General features: G+C 34.4%; 24 protein-coding genes (1 of these 24 only partly in view). 23 read left to right on the forward strand and 1 reads right to left on the reverse strand.

What is annotated here, in order from left to right:
* The 9 genes from MHI39_RS00185 to rsmI form a co-directional block, all read left to right on the forward strand.
* Positions 1 to 487 carry the end of an aminotransferase class V-fold PLP-dependent enzyme gene (locus tag MHI39_RS00185; protein WP_342540493.1) on the forward strand. Its footprint begins 962 nt before the window's first position, so only the last 487 of its 1,449 coding nucleotides appear in the window; the start codon falls outside the window, past its left edge; it ends in the stop codon at positions 485 to 487.
* Between the two features lie 45 nt (positions 488 to 532).
* Positions 533 to 1,168: a dTMP kinase gene (gene tmk / locus MHI39_RS00190; RefSeq protein WP_342540494.1), complete on the forward strand. Its 636-nt coding sequence runs from the start codon at positions 533 to 535 to the stop codon at positions 1,166 to 1,168.
* A gap of 139 nt (positions 1,169 to 1,307) precedes the next feature.
* Entirely contained in the window at positions 1,308 to 1,637 is a 330-nt protein-coding gene (locus MHI39_RS00195; protein WP_058006108.1) for a cyclic-di-AMP receptor, read from the forward strand.
* A gap of 14 nt (positions 1,638 to 1,651) precedes the next feature.
* A complete protein-coding gene (locus MHI39_RS00200) occupies positions 1,652 to 2,092 on the forward strand; it encodes a YaaR family protein (protein ID WP_058006118.1) in 441 nt (146 codons plus the stop codon).
* Positions 2,093 to 2,106: 14 nt separating this feature from the next.
* On the forward strand, positions 2,107 to 3,114 hold the full coding sequence (gene holB / locus MHI39_RS00205) for a DNA polymerase III subunit delta' (protein ID WP_259548568.1): 1,008 nt from the start codon (positions 2,107 to 2,109) through the stop codon (positions 3,112 to 3,114).
* A complete protein-coding gene (locus tag MHI39_RS00210; RefSeq protein ID WP_078111243.1) occupies positions 3,107 to 3,928 on the forward strand; it encodes a stage 0 sporulation family protein in 822 nt (273 codons plus the stop codon). Before holB ends, MHI39_RS00210 begins: the two co-directional genes overlap by 8 nt.
* An 11-nt stretch (positions 3,929 to 3,939) precedes the next feature.
* Positions 3,940 to 4,317, forward strand: coding sequence for a DNA replication initiation control protein YabA (yabA, locus tag MHI39_RS00215; protein ID WP_078111242.1), 378 nt, complete (start codon positions 3,940 to 3,942; stop codon positions 4,315 to 4,317).
* A gap of 167 nt (positions 4,318 to 4,484) precedes the next feature.
* Positions 4,485 to 5,252 (forward strand): tRNA1(Val) (adenine(37)-N6)-methyltransferase, encoded by a 768-nt coding sequence (locus tag MHI39_RS00220; RefSeq protein ID WP_078111241.1) that lies wholly within the window; start codon positions 4,485 to 4,487, stop codon positions 5,250 to 5,252.
* Positions 5,253 to 5,254: 2 nt separating this feature from the next.
* Positions 5,255 to 6,130 carry a 16S rRNA (cytidine(1402)-2'-O)-methyltransferase gene (gene rsmI / locus MHI39_RS00225; protein WP_071977246.1) on the forward strand — a complete coding sequence of 292 codons (876 nt, stop codon included), beginning with the start codon at positions 5,255 to 5,257 and terminating at the stop codon, positions 6,128 to 6,130.
* Between the two features lie 78 nt (positions 6,131 to 6,208).
* On the opposite strand, the gene MHI39_RS00230 is transcribed toward rsmI, so the two are convergent.
* Positions 6,209 to 6,490 carry an AbrB/MazE/SpoVT family DNA-binding domain-containing protein gene (locus MHI39_RS00230; protein WP_058006102.1) on the reverse strand — a complete coding sequence of 94 codons (282 nt, stop codon included), beginning with the start codon at positions 6,488 to 6,490 and terminating at the stop codon, positions 6,209 to 6,211.
* Between the two features lie 619 nt (positions 6,491 to 7,109).
* On the opposite strand from MHI39_RS00230, the gene metG reads away from it, so the two are divergent.
* From metG to MHI39_RS00300, 14 genes are all read left to right on the forward strand, one after another.
* Positions 7,110 to 9,071 carry a methionine--tRNA ligase gene (metG, locus tag MHI39_RS00235; RefSeq protein ID WP_058006101.1) on the forward strand — a complete coding sequence of 654 codons (1,962 nt, stop codon included), beginning with the start codon at positions 7,110 to 7,112 and terminating at the stop codon, positions 9,069 to 9,071.
* A 407-nt stretch (positions 9,072 to 9,478) separates the two neighbouring features.
* Positions 9,479 to 10,246 carry a TatD family hydrolase gene (locus tag MHI39_RS00240; RefSeq protein ID WP_071977245.1) on the forward strand — a complete coding sequence of 256 codons (768 nt, stop codon included), beginning with the start codon at positions 9,479 to 9,481 and terminating at the stop codon, positions 10,244 to 10,246.
* Positions 10,247 to 10,471: 225 nt separating this feature from the next.
* The gene (locus MHI39_RS00245; protein ID WP_058006099.1) at positions 10,472 to 11,668 is read left to right on the forward strand and encodes a G5 and 3D domain-containing protein; all 1,197 of its coding nucleotides are present in this window, start codon (positions 10,472 to 10,474) and stop codon (positions 11,666 to 11,668) included.
* 129 nt (positions 11,669 to 11,797) lie between these two features.
* Positions 11,798 to 12,358, forward strand: coding sequence for a ribonuclease M5 (gene rnmV / locus MHI39_RS00250; protein ID WP_342540495.1), 561 nt, complete (start codon positions 11,798 to 11,800; stop codon positions 12,356 to 12,358).
* A complete protein-coding gene (gene rsmA / locus MHI39_RS00255) occupies positions 12,351 to 13,232 on the forward strand; it encodes a 16S rRNA (adenine(1518)-N(6)/adenine(1519)-N(6))-dimethyltransferase RsmA (RefSeq protein WP_058006098.1) in 882 nt (293 codons plus the stop codon). Before rnmV ends, rsmA begins: the two co-directional genes overlap by 8 nt.
* Positions 13,233 to 13,373: 141 nt before the next feature.
* On the forward strand, positions 13,374 to 14,252 hold the full coding sequence (gene yabG / locus MHI39_RS00260; RefSeq protein ID WP_180213731.1) for a sporulation peptidase YabG: 879 nt from the start codon (positions 13,374 to 13,376) through the stop codon (positions 14,250 to 14,252).
* Positions 14,253 to 14,670: 418 nt separating this feature from the next.
* Positions 14,671 to 14,940 carry a Veg family protein gene (locus MHI39_RS00265; RefSeq protein ID WP_071977244.1) on the forward strand — a complete coding sequence of 90 codons (270 nt, stop codon included), beginning with the start codon at positions 14,671 to 14,673 and terminating at the stop codon, positions 14,938 to 14,940.
* A gap of 129 nt (positions 14,941 to 15,069) precedes the next feature.
* Complete coding sequence (locus MHI39_RS00270) at positions 15,070 to 15,252, forward strand: small, acid-soluble spore protein, alpha/beta type (protein WP_180213732.1); 183 nt, start codon at positions 15,070 to 15,072, stop codon at positions 15,250 to 15,252.
* 345 nt (positions 15,253 to 15,597) lie between these two features.
* Positions 15,598 to 16,464, forward strand: a complete 867-nt coding sequence (ispE, locus tag MHI39_RS00275; protein WP_280618878.1) for a 4-(cytidine 5'-diphospho)-2-C-methyl-D-erythritol kinase — start codon at positions 15,598 to 15,600, stop codon at positions 16,462 to 16,464.
* Positions 16,465 to 16,627: 163 nt separating this feature from the next.
* Entirely contained in the window at positions 16,628 to 17,461 is an 834-nt protein-coding gene (gene purR / locus MHI39_RS00280; RefSeq protein WP_058006094.1) for a pur operon repressor, read from the forward strand.
* Positions 17,461 to 17,835 (forward strand): RidA family protein, encoded by a 375-nt coding sequence (locus tag MHI39_RS00285; protein WP_058006093.1) that lies wholly within the window; start codon positions 17,461 to 17,463, stop codon positions 17,833 to 17,835. Before purR ends, MHI39_RS00285 begins: the two co-directional genes overlap by 1 nt.
* A gap of 331 nt (positions 17,836 to 18,166) precedes the next feature.
* Positions 18,167 to 18,460 carry a septation regulator SpoVG gene (gene spoVG / locus MHI39_RS00290; protein ID WP_058006092.1) on the forward strand — a complete coding sequence of 98 codons (294 nt, stop codon included), beginning with the start codon at positions 18,167 to 18,169 and terminating at the stop codon, positions 18,458 to 18,460.
* Between the two features lie 366 nt (positions 18,461 to 18,826).
* A complete protein-coding gene (gene glmU / locus MHI39_RS00295; protein ID WP_071977242.1) occupies positions 18,827 to 20,200 on the forward strand; it encodes a bifunctional UDP-N-acetylglucosamine diphosphorylase/glucosamine-1-phosphate N-acetyltransferase GlmU in 1,374 nt (457 codons plus the stop codon).
* A gap of 13 nt (positions 20,201 to 20,213) precedes the next feature.
* Positions 20,214 to 21,170 carry a ribose-phosphate diphosphokinase gene (locus MHI39_RS00300; RefSeq protein ID WP_058006090.1) on the forward strand — a complete coding sequence of 319 codons (957 nt, stop codon included), beginning with the start codon at positions 20,214 to 20,216 and terminating at the stop codon, positions 21,168 to 21,170.
* Positions 21,171 to 21,360 lie beyond the last annotated feature (190 nt).

Genomic DNA, 21,360 nt, shown 5'->3' on the forward strand with positions numbered 1-21,360 from the left:
TGGATATTCGGGATTTCAGTTCCAAGAGTTATTAGAGGAGGAAGGGGTATATACTGAAATGGCTGATCCGCATCAAGTGGTAATGGTATTACCATTGTTAAAAAAGGGAGCGGAATTTATATACATAGAAGCATTCGAGAAAATGAAAGAGGTAATTAAAAAACCTAAACTAAATAATAATAATGCTGATAATAAAATGGTAGATATAAAGAATAAAATCAGCCAGTTGGCAATTCCGTTTAGTGAAATGGAAGATAGGTCGTATGAATGGGTTCCTTTTAAACATGCAGTTAATCGAATTGCGGCAAAAATGATTATTCCTTATCCACCGGGGATTCCACTTACATTACCAGGAGAATGCATAACAGATGAAACGATAGAAGTATTAGATAAATTATTAACTTTAAATGCTAGGTTTCAAGGTGAAATTGAGCGATTAACAAATAGGGAAATTTTAGTCTATGTAGATGAAGAGTGTAAATACTAATGAATATAGTATGAGTATTTGAATTGGATGTTGGAGGTTATTATTTTGGAAGGATTATTTATTACTGCAGAAGGGCCAGAAGGTGCTGGAAAAACAACTGTGTTAAATAACTTGGGAACAGCGCTAAAGCAAAAGGGATATAAAATTGTAATGACTAGGGAGCCAGGCGGAATCAATATCGCTGAACAAATAAGAACAATTTTATTGAATAAAGAAAATACAGAAATGGATTACCGTACTGAGGCACTTTTATATGCAGCTGCAAGAAGACAGCACTTGGTTGAAAAGGTTATCCCAGCATTAAATGATGGAGCTATTGTACTATGCGATCGTTTTATAGACAGTTCCTTAGTTTATCAAGGCTATGCTAGGGGGCTAGGAATTGAAGAGGTATACTCTATAAATCGATTTGCTACACAGGATCTAATGCCAAATTTAACGATTTTTTTTGATGTAGATGTTGAAGTTGGTTTAAAAAGAATATCTGATAATCAGGGAAGAGAAGTGAATCGTTTAGATTTAGAAACGATGGATTTCCATACAAAAGTTCGAGAAGGATTTAAACTATTATTAGATAAATTTCCTGAACGGATATATGAAGTAGATGCTGGCCAATCATTAGATAAAGTATATAGTGCAGTGAAATCCAAAATAGAGGATTTAATAAACAACAAGCCTTAAGGTATATTTTTCCTTAGGGCTTTTATGTTTTTTAAAGGATTATTTAGGGATATACTCAAATACATATATAATAAATGATATAATAACAAAAAGAGTAATAACTGACTGATTTTATTAAATATATTGGGAGGGGAGTTTTATGAAACTAATTCTAGCTGTTGTGCAGGATCAGGATAGTACACGTTTAATGAACGCCATGGTTGAACATAATTTTAGAGTAACAAAGCTAGCGAGTACTGGTGGGTTTTTAAAATCAGGAAATACTACTATTATGATAGGTACAGAAGATATACGTGTTGAAAAGGCTATGCAGGTTATTAAAGATAACTGCCAATCCCGTGAACAGCTTATGGCACCTGTATCACCAATGGGAGGGAATGCAGATTCATATATCCCATACCCAGTGGAAGTAGAAGTTGGTGGAGCAACCGTATTTGTACTTCCAGTTGAGCGATTTGAGCAATTTTAACGGAGGTATAAATGTTGAAAATAAACCAAGATTTACGATTGGGTTTGGATAATAAACGCCCTGATCAAAAAGGTTCAAACTCCAGTAATATTAAATTTACTGAAATCATTCATAAACAAGATGAAAAGTTACAAATAGAACAATTAAATAAATTAATATCTGAGATTGATCAAGCTGGTGAGCGTTTATCTCGCTCACGAACGTTTAAAGATTTAACAAAGTATAAAAACCTCGTAAAAAGGTTTATTAAAGAAACAGTTGATTTTGGTATGAACTTAAAACAATCTCATACATGGAATCAATATGGTGAGGGCCGAAAATTAAGTATTGTTGAACAAATTGATAAACATTTAGTGGAATTAACCGAAGATTATATTAAAAAGGATAAAACTCAAATAGATATTTTAGGAAAGATTGGAGAAATCAAGGGACTAATTTTAAATATATATACGTAAGAGAGTGATTTAGATTGACGTTATCTTGGGATGAACTGGAGAAAGTTCAACCACTAGCAGCTAAAGTGTTAAAAAATAGTATATTGCGTAATCGTGTTGCACATGCCTATCTATTTGAGGGAGAACATGGACTGGGAAAGAAAGAGGTAAGTGTGTTATTTGCTAAGAGTCTATTTTGTCTTAATCTAATAGACGGAATAAATCCATGCGAACAGTGCAGCAACTGTAAAAGAATTAATCATCAAAGCCACCCCGATGTTCACGTACTTGAACCAGATGGATTATCAATAAAAAAAGATCAAATAAAAAACTTACAACAGGAATTTAGCAAATCAGGAGTTGAGTCTAAACAAAAGCTTTATACTCTAGTACATGCAGATAAGATGACAACCAATGCGGCAAACAGCTTGTTGAAGTTCCTGGAAGAACCAAACTCAGAAACAACAGCTATACTAATTACTGAGCAAGTGCAACAAATTTTGCCAACCATTCTTTCGAGATGCCAGATCGTCTCCTTTCAACCATTTTCATTGAATCACTTAGAAAAAAAACTAATTGAAGAAGGTATTTCTCCTTCTACCGCTCCTTTATTAGCCAACCTCACAAATGATCTAAATGAAGCAATTCAGCTTGATCGTGATGAGTGGTTTGCACAAGCCCGAAAAATAGTGTTAAAATTATATGAAGTCCTCGGTAAAGGCTCATTATTTGCCATGGTTGAATTACAAGAGGACTGGTATAATCATTTTAAGGAAAAAAATCAAATAGATCGAGGGCTTGATCTTTTGTTATTTATTTATAAAGATCTTCTTACATTACAGCTAGGAAGAGACAAACAATTAATCTATCCAGATCAACGGAGGCAATTTGAGGTAGATATGCTTCAAAATTCACCGACAAAAATAGCTGAAAAGATGTCAGCTATTTTAGAGGCAAAAAGAAAGTTACAAGGAAATATGAATCCTCATTTATTGATGGAACAGCTTGTCTTAAATTTGCAGGGGGGATCTACCTTTGTTTAATGTAGTAGGTGTAAGATTTAAAAAGGCCGGTAAGGTTTATTATTTTGATCCGGATGGTCTCTCAATTCAGAAAGATGACTCCGTTATTGTGGAAACAGTCAGAGGCGTTGAGTTTGGTAAGGTAGTTATGGACCAAAAGATAGTAGAGGAGCATGATGTAGTTCTTCCATTAAAAAAGGTCATTCGAATTGCGGATCAAAAGGACCATTTGATCGTGGATGAAAATAAAGAAGCTGCAATTGAAGCTTATCAGGTTTGTTGTGACAAAATTATTGAACACCAGCTCGATATGAAGCTAGTGGATGTAGAATATACATTTGATCGTAATAAAGTAATTTTTTATTTTACCGCAGATGGTCGTGTAGATTTTCGTGACCTTGTAAAAGATTTAGCCGCTATTTTTCGTACGAGAATTGAGTTGCGGCAGATTGGTGTTAGGGATGAGGCAAAGATGCTTGGTGGTATTGGTCCATGTGGCAGAATGCTATGTTGTTCTACGTTCCTTGGCGATTTTGAACCAGTATCTATTAAAATGGCAAAGGATCAAAACCTTTCTTTAAATCCAACAAAAATTTCCGGACTATGTGGTAGACTCATGTGCTGTCTTAAATACGAAAATGATGAATATGAATCCGCTAAGGAATTTTTGCCTGATGTGGGTGAAACAGTAGGAACACCTTTAGGATTGGGCAAGGTCATTGGACTCAATATTCTTGAACGTGTTTTACAAGTACAATTAGAAGAACGTGTCCTAGAGTTTACGATGGATGAATTATTAAGTGAAGATGCCATATCGATCCAAGCCACGGAGTAGAGGTGGAGTTAATGGATAAAAAAGAGTTCTTCGATTCAGTCAGTAATATGGAAGTCCAAATTGGAAACTTATATCAGCAGTTAGGTGAGTTGAAAAAAAACTTAGCCGAGATGATTGAAGAAAATAATTCATTAAAAATAGAAAATGAATATTTACGTCGCCGGTTGGATAATGGAGAATATGCCATAATCCAGGATGTGGCGATACAAAAAAATAGTAGAAAAGAAGATCAAGCTGATTCTAATCATAAAGACTTTGACATAGGCGAAGGTTATGATAACTTAGCAAGACTATATCAAGAGGGATTTCATATTTGTAATGTTCATTTTGGAAGCCCTCGAAAAGATGAAGATTGTTTATTTTGCCTCTCGTTTTTAAATAAAAAATAAGAACAATGATATAGAAGTAGGTATAATAGTACAATAGGAATAGTGAGAAAAAGAGTGGCCTTCCTTAAATTTGGGAAGGCTTTTTAAGTGAGATATTAGTGATTATGCACTCTGTTAGAAAGGTGCTATCAAGCTGGAAATCCTTTTCTTAATATGGAGGTAGAGTAATGGTTGAGTTAAGAGATGATGAGCGATTGGACTATTTGCTTGCTGAGAAATTACGAATTATTCAAAGTCCGTCGGTATTTTCTTTTTCTTTAGACGCAGTTTTGCTAGCGAGATTTGCTTATCTTCCCATCCAGAAGGGAAGGGTAATCGATCTATGCTCCGGGAATGGTGTGATTCCATTATTAATAAGTAACCGAACAAAAGCTAATATTATAGGGGTCGAGATTCAGGAAAGACTTTACGATATGGCAGTACGAAGTATTTCTTATAATCACTTAGAGAATCAAATCAACATGATTCATGGAGATATTAAAGAAATGCCTGAAAAGCTAGGAAAAGGTAAATTTGATGTGGTTACATGTAATCCACCTTATTTTGTGACACCACCAAAAAGCGAAAAAAATATAAATGAGCATCTGGCTATTGCGAGACATGAAATATTATGTACGCTTGAGGATGCTATTCAGGTTAGTAGCAAATTATTGCGTCAGGGTGGAAAGGCAGCATTTGTACATAGACCGGGAAGACTATTAGATATCTTAATGTTAATGAGAAAATATCGTATAGAGCCGAAACGTCTGCGATTTGTATATCCAAGGTATGGAAAAGAGGCAAATACAATACTGGTAGAAGGAATTAAGGACGGCAGTAAAGATTTAAAGGTATTACCACCATTATATATTTACAAAGCAGAAAATCAGTATAGTGAAGAAGTCGAAGAGATGTTATTTGGAAATGCTATTGAATATGACAAAAAGGAGGGATAAAGATGCAAGTACAAAAAAGCTTTGTTAATGATAAAAGTAAAGGAATTCTGTATCTTGTACCCACACCGATAGGAAATTTAGAAGATATGACATATCGTGCGGTCCGAATATTGAAGGAAGCTCATATCATTGCTGCCGAAGATACTCGAAACACGAAAAAGCTCTGTCATTATTTTGATATACAAACACCTATTACAAGTTATCATGAACATAATAAGGAAATCAGTGCAAAGAATCTTATTTCTAAGTTGCTTTTAGGAGAAAAAGTAGCATTAGTCAGTGATGCTGGAATGCCATCAATATCGGACCCGGGCTATGAATTAGTTGTTCAAGTATTAGAAGAAAACATTACAGTTGTTCCCTTACCTGGAGCTAATGCTGCCTTAACTGCATTAATTGCCTCTGGAATTAATCCACAACCGTTTTATTTTTATGGATTTTTATCAAGGAATAAGAAGGAAAGAAGAGCTGAATTAGAAAATTTAAACAATAAAACTGAAACGTTTATATTATATGAAGCTCCTCACCGATTAAAGGAAACATTAAAAGCAATGAGTGAAGTACTTGGAAATAGAAATATTGTGCTTTGTCGAGAGTTAACAAAGAAATTTGAAGAGTTTTTAAGAGGCACTATAGATGAAATCATTAAGTGGTTTGAAGCTAATGAAGTTCGTGGGGAATTTTGTATAGTTGTAGAGGGAAATCATGAAAGTATGGAGAATGAACAGGAACCTTGGTGGACAGAAATAAGCATGATTGACCATGTAAACCATTATATGGACCAGAAAAAATTAACTTCAAAGGAAGCGATTAAACAAGTTGCAAAAGAGAGAAATTTACCAAAAAGAGAAGTTTATCAAACATTTCATCAAGAGTAATAAATGAATAAAATAAAACAAAGAAAAGGCATCTCTAATATAAATAGGAGATGCCTTTTAATATCAAGAAACTATTAACTACTCCTTATGGAAAGCAGCTTGGATTTCCTTAATTAATTGGTCTGCACCTTCACGGCTAAGTACTAATTTTCCGCCTGCTAATTGAACATTATCATCAGAAACGTCTCCAGTAATATGACAAGTCATGCTAGGCTTATATTTTTTTAAAATGATTTTTTCATCATCTACATATATTTCTAATGCGTCTTTTTCAGCAATACCAAGTGTACGTCTAAGTTCGATAGGAATAACTACACGACCTAGTTCATCAACCTTACGAACAATACCAGTAGATTTCATTTTTTGTTTCTCCTCCTATTGTAATTTATCTTTATCGTCATTTTTCGACATATTTTTCATTAACTGAATCTATCATACCAACGATTCCCATATTCGTCAATAATTATTTTCACTCTAGTTTCATTCTAAAAAACACTGAAACTACTTGATATATAAGGGTTTTTCTTCATTGAAGAAAAAATTACCATTTATTCCTCGGCGAATAAAAATCTATTTTTTTACAAATCTTAAAAAGTCAAAAATAATTTTCGACAAATTTCCTACCTTTTTACTATACACTTTCATTTTAAAATTTACTTATATAAGTAGGAAAGTTGCAGAAAAGCAAAAATTTATGTATATTTTGATGATATAAGAGGCTATGATGTCTTTAGGTAAGGAAATGTATATTGTTTGCCCAAATTGGCATTAATAAGCTCTCGTCCATTGGGTGAGAGTATTTTTTTTAGGCACTTTTCTTGAACTAGTTTTTATTAGTATATAGCAAGAATAACGTAATAATTTTTACAATTTCTTTTTATTTCCATTTCAATTAAGACATTTAGAATGCCAAAGGTGCTAAACTTACTATTGAGACATGAAAATGTATTAGAAAATATTTTATAAGGTGGGACAGGTAATGGAGAAGGATAAAACATTTTATATTACAACACCGATTTATTATCCAAGTGGGAATTTACATATCGGACACGCGTATACAACTGTAGCTGGGGATGCAATGGCGCGGTATAAGCGGCTTCGTGGCTATGATGTAATGTACTTAACAGGAACAGATGAACATGGCCAAAAAATACAACGTAAGGCTGAAGAAGAAGGGATAACACCACAGGCCTATGTAGATAATATTGTCGCAGGAATTCAAGATTTATGGAATAAATTGGATATATCTTATGATGATTTTATTCGTACAACTCAGAATCGACATAAAGAGGTAGTAGAAAAAATATTTCAGCGATTGGTAGAGCAGGGGGATATTTATTTAGATCAATATGAAGGATGGTATTGTACACCTTGTGAATCATTTTTTACAGAACGCCAATTAGTCAACGGAAATTGCCCAGACTGTGGTAGACCTGTTGAAAAGGTAAAAGAAGAATCCTATTTCTTTAAAATGAGTAAATATGTTGACCGCCTTTTAAAGTTTTATGAAGAGAATCCTGAATTTATCCAGCCTGAATCAAGAAAAAATGAAATGATTAATAATTTTATTAAACCGGGTCTTGAGGATTTAGCTGTTTCACGTACTACATTTGATTGGGGTGTTAAGGTTCCAGGTAATCCAAAACATGTTATCTATGTTTGGATTGATGCACTTTCAAACTATATTACGGCATTAGGGTATGGAACAAGCGATGATACAAAGTACCAAAAGTATTGGCCAGCAGATGTACACTTAGTTGGTAAAGAAATTGTCCGTTTCCACACAATTTATTGGCCAATCATGTTAATGGCTTTAGACTTACCATTACCAAAGAAGGTATTTGCACATGGATGGTTATTAATGAAAGACGGAAAGATGTCTAAATCAAAAGGAAATGTAGTAGATCCAGTTACCTTGATTGATCGATATGGGTTGGATTCATTGCGTTATTACTTGTTAAGGGAAGTGCCATTTGGTTCAGATGGAGTATTTACACCAGAAGGCTTTGTTGAACGAATTAATTTTGATTTAGCCAATGACTTAGGTAATCTTCTTAATCGAACAGTAGCTATGATTAATAAATATTTTGATGGTGAAATCCCAACGTATAATGGACCTATTAATTCCTTTGATGAAGAATTGGTCACAGTTAATATGGAGACGATCCAAAAGTATGAAGAAGCAATGGAAAAAATGGAATTCTCGGTTGCTTTAGCATCTGTTTGGGAGTTAATTAGTAGAACAAACAAATATATTGATGAGACAAGCCCTTGGGTTTTAGCTAAGGATGAGGAGAAACAAGCAGAACTATCTTCTGTCATGGTCCATTTAGCGGAGTCTTTACGTATAGTTGCTGTTTTACTTCAACCATTTTTAACCAAAACACCGACGAATATATTTGAACAATTAAGTATTAAAGATGATGAATTAAAAAATTGGGAGAGTCTTAATAAATTTGGTTCCATCCCATCAGGTACAAAAGTGGTAAAGAAAGGGGAACCAATTTTCCCACGATTAGAAATTGACGTAGAAGTAGAATACATTAAGCAAAAAATGGCAGGGGAACCTGTTAAAAGTGAGAAAAAAGAAATGGAAACTGAAAAGTTGGAAGAAAAAAGTGAAATAACTATTGATGATTTTATGAAGGTTGAACTTCGTGTTGCAGAAGTAATTCATGCAGAACCCGTTAAAAAAGCAGATAAATTGCTAAAGTTACAATTAGATTTAGGATATGAGAAACGTCAAGTAGTTTCTGGAATCGCACAATACTATAAACCAGAAGAATTGGTAGGTCAAAAGGTAATTTGTGTAACAAACTTAAAGCCAGTAAAATTAAGAGGTGAACTATCACAAGGAATGATCCTGGCTGGATCAAAAGACGGCCAATTATCTCTTGCTAGTATCGATCAAAGCCTTCCAAATGGTGCAATTGTAAAGTAATTGTAATAATATAAAAGCTTAACTCTAAAAAATATTGGCTAGTATAACATAGAGATGTTTCACGTGGAACAATTTTCGACGTGATCCTCTATGTTATTTTCTTTTTCGCATTATTCCAGTATAGAGTTATAATGCTAGGTACAAATAATTTTGGTCAATTAGTATATAAATTTTCTTTTATAGAGTGGTTATTTTAATCATTAGAGGAATAAATGGGTAGTTATAACACTATTTTTAGGTTGAACAATGGCAAAATAATGTCGAAATTAACTGGTAAAAAAGTTATATTTTTCACAAATAGTTAATAGGAAAATGTATTTAAAAAAATGTAATGTAAATGTTAAATGAATGCAAAGCTTGTGTAGGATTTTTATAATAAAATTATATTGGATAAGGAGTTAGTATAAATGTTATTCGATACACATGTTCATCTTAATGATTCGCAATATGATCTGGATTTAAAAGAAGTCATCCAAAACGCACAAAATGCGGGAGTAAAGAAGATGGTTGTTGTTGGATTTGATCGACCAACGATTAATAGAGCAATGGAGCTTATTGAAACCTATGATTTTCTTTACGCCAGTATTGGATGGCATCCAGTTGATGCCATTGATATGACAGATGAGGACCTTATCTGGATAGAAGAATTAACTAAACATCCTAAAGTTGTTGCGTTAGGAGAAATGGGTTTAGACTATCATTGGGATAAGTCACCAAAGGAGATACAAAAGGAAGTATTTCGTAAACAAATTAGATTAGCCAAAAAGGTGAAATTACCAATTGTTATTCATAATCGTGAAGCAACTCAAGATATTGTAGATATTCTAAAAGAAGAGGATGCACAAGAAGTTGGTGGAATTATGCATTGCTTTAGTGGAAGCCCTGAAATAGCTAGAGAATGCATTAACATGAACTTCTATATTTCGTTAGGTGGTCCTGTTACATTTAAAAATGCGAAAAAACCAAAAGAAGTTGCATTAGAAATTCCTTTAGATCGCCTTTTAATTGAAACAGATTGTCCCTATTTAGCTCCACATCCTTATAGAGGTAAAAGAAATGAACCTGCATATGTAAAATTAGTTGCTGAACAGATTGCAGAAATAAAGGGAATATCTTTTGAGGAAGTGGCTAAGCAAACATCCTTAAATGCAAATAAATTATTCGGCATAATGTGATATCTAAAGGTGTCGAATGCCAAGGGAGCTTGTCTAATATTTTTTGAAAAACTTAAAGTTCTACAAGTCTTTTCTTTCTCATAGGATAACGATGTCGATAAGTCTCCCTTTTCATTTTTGGAAATGTTATGCATAATAGGCAATACATTTCTAAAAGTCTATTAGGTTGACAGTAGACAAGATAGTCTATATAATCTCACGGAGAGAAGGAGGCGTTTCATTTTCATGAATTTAAAGCATGTGAAAAGCCTGTTTTCCAGGACAATGAGTAGTAAAAGACTCACTATTGTTATTTCTAGTTCCATAGTTTTTGCAGGGGTTTTAGCGTTTACTGCCTATGAAACTACGAAAAAAACTGTTGCTATGACAATGGATGGGAAGAAAAAAGTTATTAGGACACACTCGAATACGATTGGAGATATTTTAGACGATTTAGATATTCATTTACACTCAGAGGATTATTTGTCATTACCAAAAGATACTAAGGTAACAGATCAATTGTCTTTTGTCTGGAAACCAGCTAAAAAAGTCCATCTAGCGATTGACGGTAAGGAACGATCGGTTTGGACGACAGAAAATACAATAAGGGACTTACTTGAAAATGAAAAGATTAAAATTGGAAAGTATGATCAAGTAAATCCAGGACTAAATCAAGATATTACCAAAAATATGAAAATAGATATTGCAAAGGCTTTTTCCTTAACACTAAATGATGGTGGCGAGAAGAAAAAGGTTTGGTCAACTTCGACTACGGTCGCTGACTTTTTAAAGCAACAGGGAGTCAAACTTGAAGAATTAGACCGTACAAAGCCGGATCTAAAACATAAAGTTAGTCCAGAAGATGTAATTAAAGTGATCAGAGTTAAAAAAGTCAGCGATGTAGTGGAAGAACCTATTCAATATGCTATAACTACTAAAAAGGACTCTACCTTACTTAAAGGGCAAGAAAAAGTAGTACAGCATGGTGAAAATGGCATCGTTCATAAAACGTATGAAGTAACGAAGGAAAACGGAAAAGAAGTTAATCGAAAATTACTAACTGAAAAAACCTTAAAGGAAAGTAAGGAAAAGGTTGTTTTAGTTGGAACAAAAGTATTAACAGCCCAGGTTTCTAGAGGTGAACCTGAAGGTGGTAAAGAATATTATGTAACATCGACCGCTTATACAGCAGAGTGTAATGGATGTTCAGGACGTACAGCTACAGGTATTAATTTACGTGCCAATCCAAACATGAAAATAATTGCGGTAGATCCTAATTTTATACCACTTGGAACAAAAGTATATGTTGAAGGCTATGGTTATGCCATTGCAGCAGATACTGGTGGTGCAATGAAAGGTCAAAAAATTGATGTTTTTTTCTCCAATAAGTCACAAGCCTATAATTGGGGAAGAAAACGAGTTAAAATTAAAATACTGAATTAGATGCAGAGGGTCTTCCCTCTGTTTTTTGTTTTTTTGATGTGTGTATCTGTATAATACAATTATAATATAGGTGGTTTATAATATAAGACGAATAATGTTACAAAAATGTTTCACTATTTTGGAGGAAAAATGAAAATAAAAGAAATTATCGTTGTAGAGGGTAGAGATGATACCACGGCCATTAAAAGAGCCGTTGATGCAGATACAATTGAAACAAATGGGTCCGCCGTTTCAAAGGAAACAATTGAAAAGGTTCGACTAGCTCAGGACACAAGAGGGGTCATTATTTTTACAGATCCTGATTTTCCAGGTGAGAAGATTAGAAAAATCGTATCTGATCATGTGCCAGGTTGTAAGCATGCCTTCATTAAAAAAAAGGATGCAAGACCAACGTCTGGCAGGGGAATTGGTGTTGAACATGCTAGTCCAGATGCTATTCGCGAGGCATTAAAGGATGCTCATACGATGGAAGAGGATATTATAGAGGTGATTACGAAGGAAGATTTGATTACTGCCGGGTTAATAGGCTTTCCTCAATCAAAGGCTAGAAGAGAACGCTTAGGTGAACTATTAAAAATAGGATATACAAATGGAAAGCAGCTTCATAAGCGATTAATGATGTTTCAAATTAGTAAAGAGGATTTTGCTTCTGCAATTGAAATAGTCCTACAGGAGGAAAAGAATGCATAAAGATATTGCTACCCCGATGAGAACAAAGGAAATATTAAAAAAATATGGATTTTCGTTTAAAAAAAGCTTAGGTCAGAACTTTTTAATTGACCCTAATATATTAAGAAATATTACAGAAAGTGCTGGTTTAACCAAGGAGACTGGCTCCATAGAAATCGGACCTGGTATTGGAGCGTTGACAGAGCATTTAGCCAGAAGCAGCAAAAAGGTATTAGCGTTTGAAATAGACCAACGTTTACTTCCGATATTGGAGGACACATTATCCCCATACGATAATGTAAAAGTTGTTCATCAAGATATTTTAAAGGCAGATGTACAAGGACTAATAGAAACAGAATTTAAAGATATTAAGGATATTATGGTTGTTGCCAATCTTCCATATTACGTAACAACACCGATTATTACACAGCTTTTAACGAAAAGGCTCCCTCTTAGAGGAATTGTTGTTATGCTCCAAAAGGAAGTAGCTGATCGAATAAGTGCGAAACCTGGCACAAAAGAATATGGTTCCTTGTCGATTGCTATTCAATATTATACGAAAGCTGAAACTGTAATGGTAGTTCCTAAGACGGTATTTATGCCACAGCCAAATGTAGATTCTGCAGTTATACGCTTAACATTACATGATGAACCAATTGTTGACGTTGATGATGAGGAGTTCTTCTTCCAAGTGACACGAGCTTCTTTTGCACAAAGAAGGAAAACACTTTTAAATAATCTTACAAGTCAGTTGCCAAACGGCAAAGGGGCTAAAGAGGAAATTCTTGAGGCATTAGGACAAATTGGAATTGATCCTGGCAGAAGAGGCGAGACACTTTCTATTGAAGAGTTCGCCGCACTAAGTAATGCTCTCTATCCTATTATAAATAAATAAATACCTTTAAAAGGGGGGCTATTAGTAAATTTAACAGTTGGAATTTTACTAATAGTCCCCTTTCACCTATTCTATGTGTGATGCATAGCCTAATGTTAGAAGTAAAAAGACTATTTTGCTTTACATTGGAGTTGAAAACTCATGGGTGTAAAAATCAATTCAATCGTGGGAAGAAAATCATATCAATGTGATCTTTTATTTAGAGTGATTGATATTATTAATAAAGATGGCAAAGAAACAGCTATTTTATATGGTGAGGACTATCGATTAATCGCAGATGCTCCCTTTGAAGACTTAGTAATGATTGATTCAGAGGAAAGGTCGAAGATTTCTAGGGAATTTCGTTCATTAGAAGCACAATCTTTTGAGTTATTCCAACAAGATATTGAATTATTACGACATAGGCATGAATACAATGCAACAAATGGATATAATCAGGATTTTAGCTATTTTCACATTCCAGGACGCGTTTTACATCTTGATGGAGATCCTAATTACTTAAAAAAATGTATCGAACTTTATGAAAAAATAGGAATAAAAGTTTATGGAATCCACTGTTATGAAAAGGATATGCCAAATCAAATCGGGCCATTAATTGATAAATATAGGCCGGATATTTTAGTAATTACAGGACATGATTCCTATTCAAAATCAAAAGGAAAAAAGGCAGATATAAACGCATATAGACATTCTAAATATTTCGTTAAAACGGTGATCGAAGCAAGAAAAAAGGTACCTCATTTGGACCAATTAATTATTTTTGCAGGAGCATGCCAATCTCATTTTGAATCATTAATTCAAGTAGGGGCTAATTTTGCAAGCTCCCCACTAAGAGTTAATATTCATGCACTTGATCCGGTTTATATAGTAGCTAAAATTAGTTATACATCCTTTATGGAACCAATAAATGTGTGGGATGTTTTACGTAATACATTAACTGGTGAAAAGGGGTTGGGAGGAATTGAGACAAAAGGGGTCTTGCGCACGGGAATGCCATATAAGCCTGTCATGGAAGAATAGTGAAGAAGGCTTCTAATGAATATTCATTAGAGCTTTTTTCTTATGAAAAAATATTAATTTTAATGTAGCTATCAAAGTTAAGTGATTAGCCTCTGATCATCTGCAAACGAACTTCATTTTTTTCCACGATAAATCAACACGACTCGAGCCTCTTCGATTTATTATATTTTAATTGATGAATGCGAAATTTATACAAGATAAACAGGCTGTTAACCCCTATGTAATAAACATTTTTTAAATAATATAGTTTATCTACATATTATTCAGTTTGTTGGTAAAACTAAATTTGTAAAAAAAACGGTCATTTTGTTGAATGAAAAGTATTGACAGTACATTCCTTTGACTGATAAAATAAATAATTTATATTTGACCTTTTTTACATATTGTGCTATACTAATACATAGTGAGGTGGAGCGAAATGCCAAAGACATTAACTGACATTAAGAGATCCCTTGATTCAAATCTTGGAAAAAGATTAATGTTGAAAGCTAATGGTGGACGAAGAAAAACCATTGAACGTTCGGGTATTTTGGCAGAAACTTATCCATCAGTTTTTGTCATCGAATTAGATCAAGAGGAAAACTCATTTGAACGTGTTTCCTACAGCTATGCAGATGTGCTTACTGAAACGGTCCAATTAACCTTCTATGATGAAACAACAGGAAATATAGTATTAGGGCAGCAGTAGACAATGCGTTTACTGCTTTTTGTTTTTTATGCCCTTTTATACTGCGTTTATTTAAAATGAAATGAGTCGATAAATAGCCTTTTGCTTGAACATACTATGTATAAGGTATGTTTAAGGAGGTTATTCAAAGTGGGCAGAAGAAAAGGAATTATGTCTAGTCAGCTAAAAGAAGAATTAGCTAAGGAATTAGGTTTTTATGATGTCGTTCAGCAAGAAGGATGGGGCGGTATTAAGGCAAAAGATGCTGGAAATATGGTGAAGCGAGCGATCGAAATCGCGCAACAACAGCTTGCCAATAATCGACATTCCTAATGACAGGTTCAAGCTCATGGAATAAAACAATTACATGCCGAAAAGACCGGGGCTATCTCTCGGTCTTTTTTAATATTCTTAAGATTGAACGGTTCCATTAATCCTGATATCACTGATTATTAGTTTATAAACAATATATTTACAGATACATCTTCCATATATTCATTGATAGTGGTAAAATACAATATTTGTGAAGAGGTTATATGGCAATTATTGTTTGTGGTAAAATAGTACAAACTTATAAGAACAGAGAAAGTAACTTAATATATTTGGAAAGCTTCCGAGCTTAACACCAGAAAGTACTTAAGTCAAAAATCAAATGTCGGATTAAAGTGGGTGAAACTGTTGACGATTTTTATTAAAGCACCGGCGAAAATAAATTTAACCTTAGATGTTTTAAATAAGCGTTCGGACGGATATCATGAAGTCGAAATGATTATGACCACAATCGATCTTTCTGACAGAATCGGATTGTCAGAAACAACAGACGGTGAGATTCGTATCATTTCTCAAAATAGATTTGTTCCAGATGATCAACGTAACTTAGCATTTCAAGCAGCAAAGGTTCTTAAGGAGAAATTCCATATTAACCAAGGTGTTTCAATTACTATTGATAAAATGATCCCGGTTGCTGCTGGCTTAGCTGGTGGAAGTAGTGATGCTGCTGCCACATTACGTGGTTTAAATAAACTTTGGAACTTGGGCTTAACTTTAGATGAAATTGCAGAGATTGGATCGGAAATCGGCTCTGATGTTTCCTTTTGTGTGTATGGTGGAACAGCCTTGGCAAAAGGAAGAGGAGAAAAAATAACTCACTTACCTGCACCGCCTAATTGCTGGGTTATTTTAGCAAAGCCATCCATTGGAGTATCAACGGCAGATGTTTATCGGAATCTAAATTTAGAATCGATCCAACATCCGAATTCCCAAGCGATGATCCAAGCGATTCAACAAGGGAATTATCAATCGGTATGTAAGGAAATTGGGAATGCTTTAGAAAGTGTAACATTGAAAATGCATCCTGAGGTACAACATATTAAGGAGCAAATGTTTAGGTTTGGTGCTGACGCTGTCCTAATGAGTGGGAGTGGACCAACTGTATTTGGTCTTGTTCAATACGATTCGCGCCTTCAACGAATATACAATGGCCTTAGAGGATTTTGTGATCAGGTTTTTGCAGTTCGAATGTTAGGTGACCGTTTTACTGAATGAATAGAGGATTATTTTGAAAAGCAACGAACAATGTGTAAATTGAATGGTGCATCGCCGCTTTTCCATATAGTTAATAGTTAGTTTTAGACTAATGGACATAATCCGTACATTGGTGATATATTATTAATAATTATTCGGGAATTTATGTAAAGGGGGGTGTAATATGAAGTTTCGTCGTAGTGAAAGATTAATTGATATGACACATTATTTACTTGAGCGCCCAAAGGAGCTTGTTTCGTTAACTTTCTTTTCTGAAAGATATGAGTCAGCGAAGTCATCCATTAGCGAAGATTTAGCAATCATAAAGGAAACCTTTGAAAGGCAGGGAATAGGGACGCTTCAGACCATTCCCGGCGCAGCAGGTGGAGTAAAATATATATCACATATGAAAGAGGAAGCTGCTAGGGAAATAATTGCAGAGCTTTGCCAATTAATTGCAGACCCCGAAAGGCTTCTGCCTGGCGGTTATTTATACTTAACTGATTTGATAGGAAACCCTCAAATCGTAAGTAAAGTTGGAAAGTTACTTGCTTCATCATTTGCGAATAAAGATATAGATGTTATTATGACAGTAGCAACCAAAGGGATTCCTATTGCACATGCAGCCGCGTCCTATTTAAATGTACCTGTCGTCATCGTTAGAAGGGATAGTAAAGTAACTGAAGGCTCAACAGTTAGTATTAATTATGTTTCTGGATCCTCGAAAAGAATTCAGACGATGGTTCTTTCTAAAAGAAGTTTAAATGAGGGAGCAAGGGTTCTCATTGTTGATGACTTTATGAAAGCTGGAGGGACTGTTAATGGTATGGTGAATCTTTTAGAAGAGTTTAATGCTACATTAGCAGGGATTGCCGTTCTATTAGAGTCCGAGGAAGCAGAAGAAAGATTAGTGGATGATTATGTATCACTGGTTAAACTAATGGATGTAGATGTGAAAGAGAAAAAGATCAGAGTGGTAGAGGGAAATTACTTTTTACAATCCAAGGGGGATTTTTAATGAGAGTCGTATCTACAAAAAAAGCACCAGCAGCAATCGGACCATATTCACAAGGAATTGTCGTAAATAATGTTTTTTATAGTTCTGGTCAAATCCCTTTAACTGAAGAAGGGAAACTTATTTCTGATGATATAAAAGACCAAACACATCAAGTATTTAAAAATATTAAAGCTGTATTACATGAAGCAGGCGCCTCTTTAGAGACAGTAGTGAAAGCCACCGTATTTATAAAAAATATGGATGATTTTTCAATTATAAATGAAATTTATGGAGAATATTTTTCTGAGCATAAGCCAGCAAGATCCTGTGTAGAAGTATCGAGACTTCCTAAGGACGTTCAAATAGAAATAGAGGTTATTGCATTAGTTAAATAAACATTTAAAAGACTGTCATTTGATAGTCTTTTTTTGTTCTGCACTCCAACATTGTTTTTATGAATTAACTTTTTTAAAAATGAACCTGTTTTTGTTTCTAACTTTCTCTTATGTATGACAGCAAAGTAGGAAAGCATAGCTGCAAAAGTTTTAAAAATACGTATATTTTGATTTCTGTTGGTCAATAAATGATTAATATATGATTTGATTTACTAGGAAATACAAGAGTCCTATTAATTATTTAAAAAATTTTACAATTTAAGAAGGAATATATCAAAATCTGTTGAATACTTTAACTAGATTCTATCTATGCAAAAAGGTGGTGAATAGGATGGAAGTAACAGATGTAAGATTACGCCGTGTTAATACAGAGGGGCGAATGAGAGCGATTGCTTCTATTACATTGGATAATGAATTTGTTGTTCACGATATCCGAGTAATTGATGGGAATAATGGATTATTTGTTGCAATGCCAAGTAAACGCACTCCAGATGGAGAGTTTAGAGATATTGCTCATCCAATTAATTCCAATACTAGAAGCAAAATTCAAGAATCTGTATTGGCGGAGTATCACCGATTAGGAGAGTTAGAGGAAGTCGAGTTTGAAGAAGCCGGAGCTTCCTAATAGAATAAAAGCAGCAAGAGCCTACTCCAAGAAGTAAGGCTCTTTTTTTCGGCTCTTTTTCTCAAAAATTAATTTTATTTAGTGAAAGTTTAAATTTAAAAAATAGGTTGAAGACCCCCCTTTCATTTCTTCTTCATAAGAACCACTGAAGCGCGTTTATAGGTGTAACAACGGTTAAGTAAGGATTTTACTAAAGCAAATTCTTTCGAAAACCTCACTTTTTTATACATACATGATTGTTATATGAAATAAGAAAATATTCACATATAGTTGACAAATCTATGTATATCTTCAGCTTACCTTGAAATCATACGTAAATTACGTTATATTTTGTTATGGATAAAAAGGTTTATTGGGGGACCAAATATGACTAATCGATTTGCTGTTGTTTTAGCTGCAGGCCAAGGAACTCGCATGAAGTCAAAGCTTTATAAGGTACTTCATCCTGTATGTGGAAAGCCAATGGTTGAACATGTAGTCGATCAAATTGGTAAATTACATGTCAATAAAATGGTGACAATTATCGGCCACGGAGCTGAATTAGTAAAAGCTAAATTAGATGGGAAAACATCTTTTGCGTTACAAGAACAACAACTTGGAACGGCTCACGCGGTGATGCAAGCCGATAGTGAATTGGCCAATGAAGAGGGAGTTACACTGGTAGTATGTGGTGATACGCCTCTGATTCAAGCTGAGACAATGGAAGCGCTAATGAAACATCATGTCGAACAAAAGGCAAAGGCAACTATTTTAACAGCATACACAGATCAACCAGAAGGATACGGGCGTATCATTCGAAATGATGAAGGATTTGTTGAGAGAATCGTTGAACATAAAGATGCGACTGAAAAAGAAAGAACGATAAACGAAATAAATACAGGCGTATTCTGTTTTGACAATAAAGAATTATTTAAAGCATTAAAGCAAGTCTCTAATGATAATGTACAAGGTGAATATTATTTACCAGACGTTATTGAAATATTAAAAGCACAAGGCGAAGTAATTTCAGCCTATCAAACAAAAGATATGGATGAAACATTAGGCGTGAATGATCGAATTGCACTTTCGAAAGCAGAAAAGATAATGAGAAAGCGCATTAATGAACACCATATGAGAAATGGTGTTTCCCTTATTGACCCGGAACAAACCTATATTGAAACGGATGTAGTAATTGGGGCAGATACAGTTATTTATCCTGGTGTATTTATTTCAGGAGTGACCCAAATTGGCGAAGATTGTATTATAGGCCCAAATTCAGAAATTAAAGACTGCGTAATTGGTCATCAAACTACTATACGACAATCGGTCACGCATAATAGCTTGATTGGGTCAAAAGTTCAAGTTGGTCCATTCGCACATATTCGACCAGATTCAAAAATTGAAGATGAAGTGAAGATTGGTAATTTCGTGGAAATTAAGAAGACCCATTTCGGTAAAGGTAGTAAGGCATCTCACTTAAGTTATATTGGAGATGCAGAAGTTGGATCTAATGTAAATATTGGATGTGGCTCTATTACTGTGAACTATGATGGGAAAAATAAATATTTAACTAAAATAGAAGATGATGTGTTCATAGGATGTAATTCTAATTTAGTAGCCCCTGTGACAATCGGAAAAAGTGCTTATATAGCAGCAGGCTCTACGATTACAGAAGATGTTCCAGGTGAAGCATTATCCATTGCACGTGCACGACAAGTGAATAAAGAAAACTATGTAAATAAACTAAAACACAATCAATAATTGGAGGTCCATCATGTCGAACCAGTATCTCGATCCTAACTTGAAAATATTTAGTCTAAATTCAAATCATAAATTAGCAGAAGAAATTGCAAAAGTTGTTGGAGTAGAACTTGGAAAATGCTCAGTTACAAGATTTAGTGACGGGGAAATTCAAATCAATATTGAAGAAAGTATTCGTGGGTGTGATGTATATGTGGTACAACCAACGAGTGCTCCTGTTAATGAAAGCTTGATGGAACTTCTAATCATGATTGACGCACTAAAACGTGCATCTGCTAAAACGATTAATATTGTTATGCCGTATTATGGATATGCACGACAAGATCGTAAAGCAAGAGCAAGGGAACCTATTACTGCGAAATTAGTAGCGAACTTAATTGAAACTGCTGGAGCAACAAGAGTAATTACATTAGATTTACATGCTCCACAAATTCAAGGATTTTTTGATATTCCAATTGATCACTTAATGGGTGTACCTATTTTAGCTGATTACTTTAAAAAGAAGAACTTTAATGATGAAATTGTGATTGTTTCCCCAGATCATGGCGGTGTGACACGTGCGCGTAAAATGGCAGAACGTCTAAAGGCGCCTATTGCCATTATTGACAAACGTCGACCAAGACCAAATGTTGCTGAGGTTATGAATATAGTTGGGAATATCGAAGGGAAAATCGCTATTTTAATTGATGATATTATTGATACTGCTGGAACCATTACTTTAGCTGCTAATGCTTTAGTTGAAAATGGGGCAAAAGAGGTATACGCGAGTTGTACTCACCCAGTTCTTTCAGGTCCGGCAATCGAACGAATTGATAATTCAAAAATTAAAGAACTTGTTGTGACCAATTCTATCGCTTTAGCTGAAGAGAAAAAATCTGACAAAGTGGTAGAGCTTTCGATCGCACCTTTACTTGGAGAAGCAATTATCCGAGTTCATGAGGAGCTATCAGTAAGTACATTATTTGATTGATAAATTTTGAAAAGGGACTTTTAATGGGTCTCTTTTTTTTGTCCTTATACCTCTTTGAGGCTGTTTTCGTATAATGTGTTGTTTTTGTAAAAGCCCAACTGCCCGCTTTTACTCCTAATAATGATTCATCAGTTCTTATGAAGATTGCAGCTCTTTTCTCAGAGAAATGAAAAGTGTAGTGGTCTTCAGC

Source organism: Heyndrickxia sp. FSL K6-6286 (assembly GCF_038630395.1).
Taxonomy (GTDB): domain Bacteria; phylum Bacillota; class Bacilli; order Bacillales; family Bacillaceae_C; genus Heyndrickxia; species Heyndrickxia oleronia.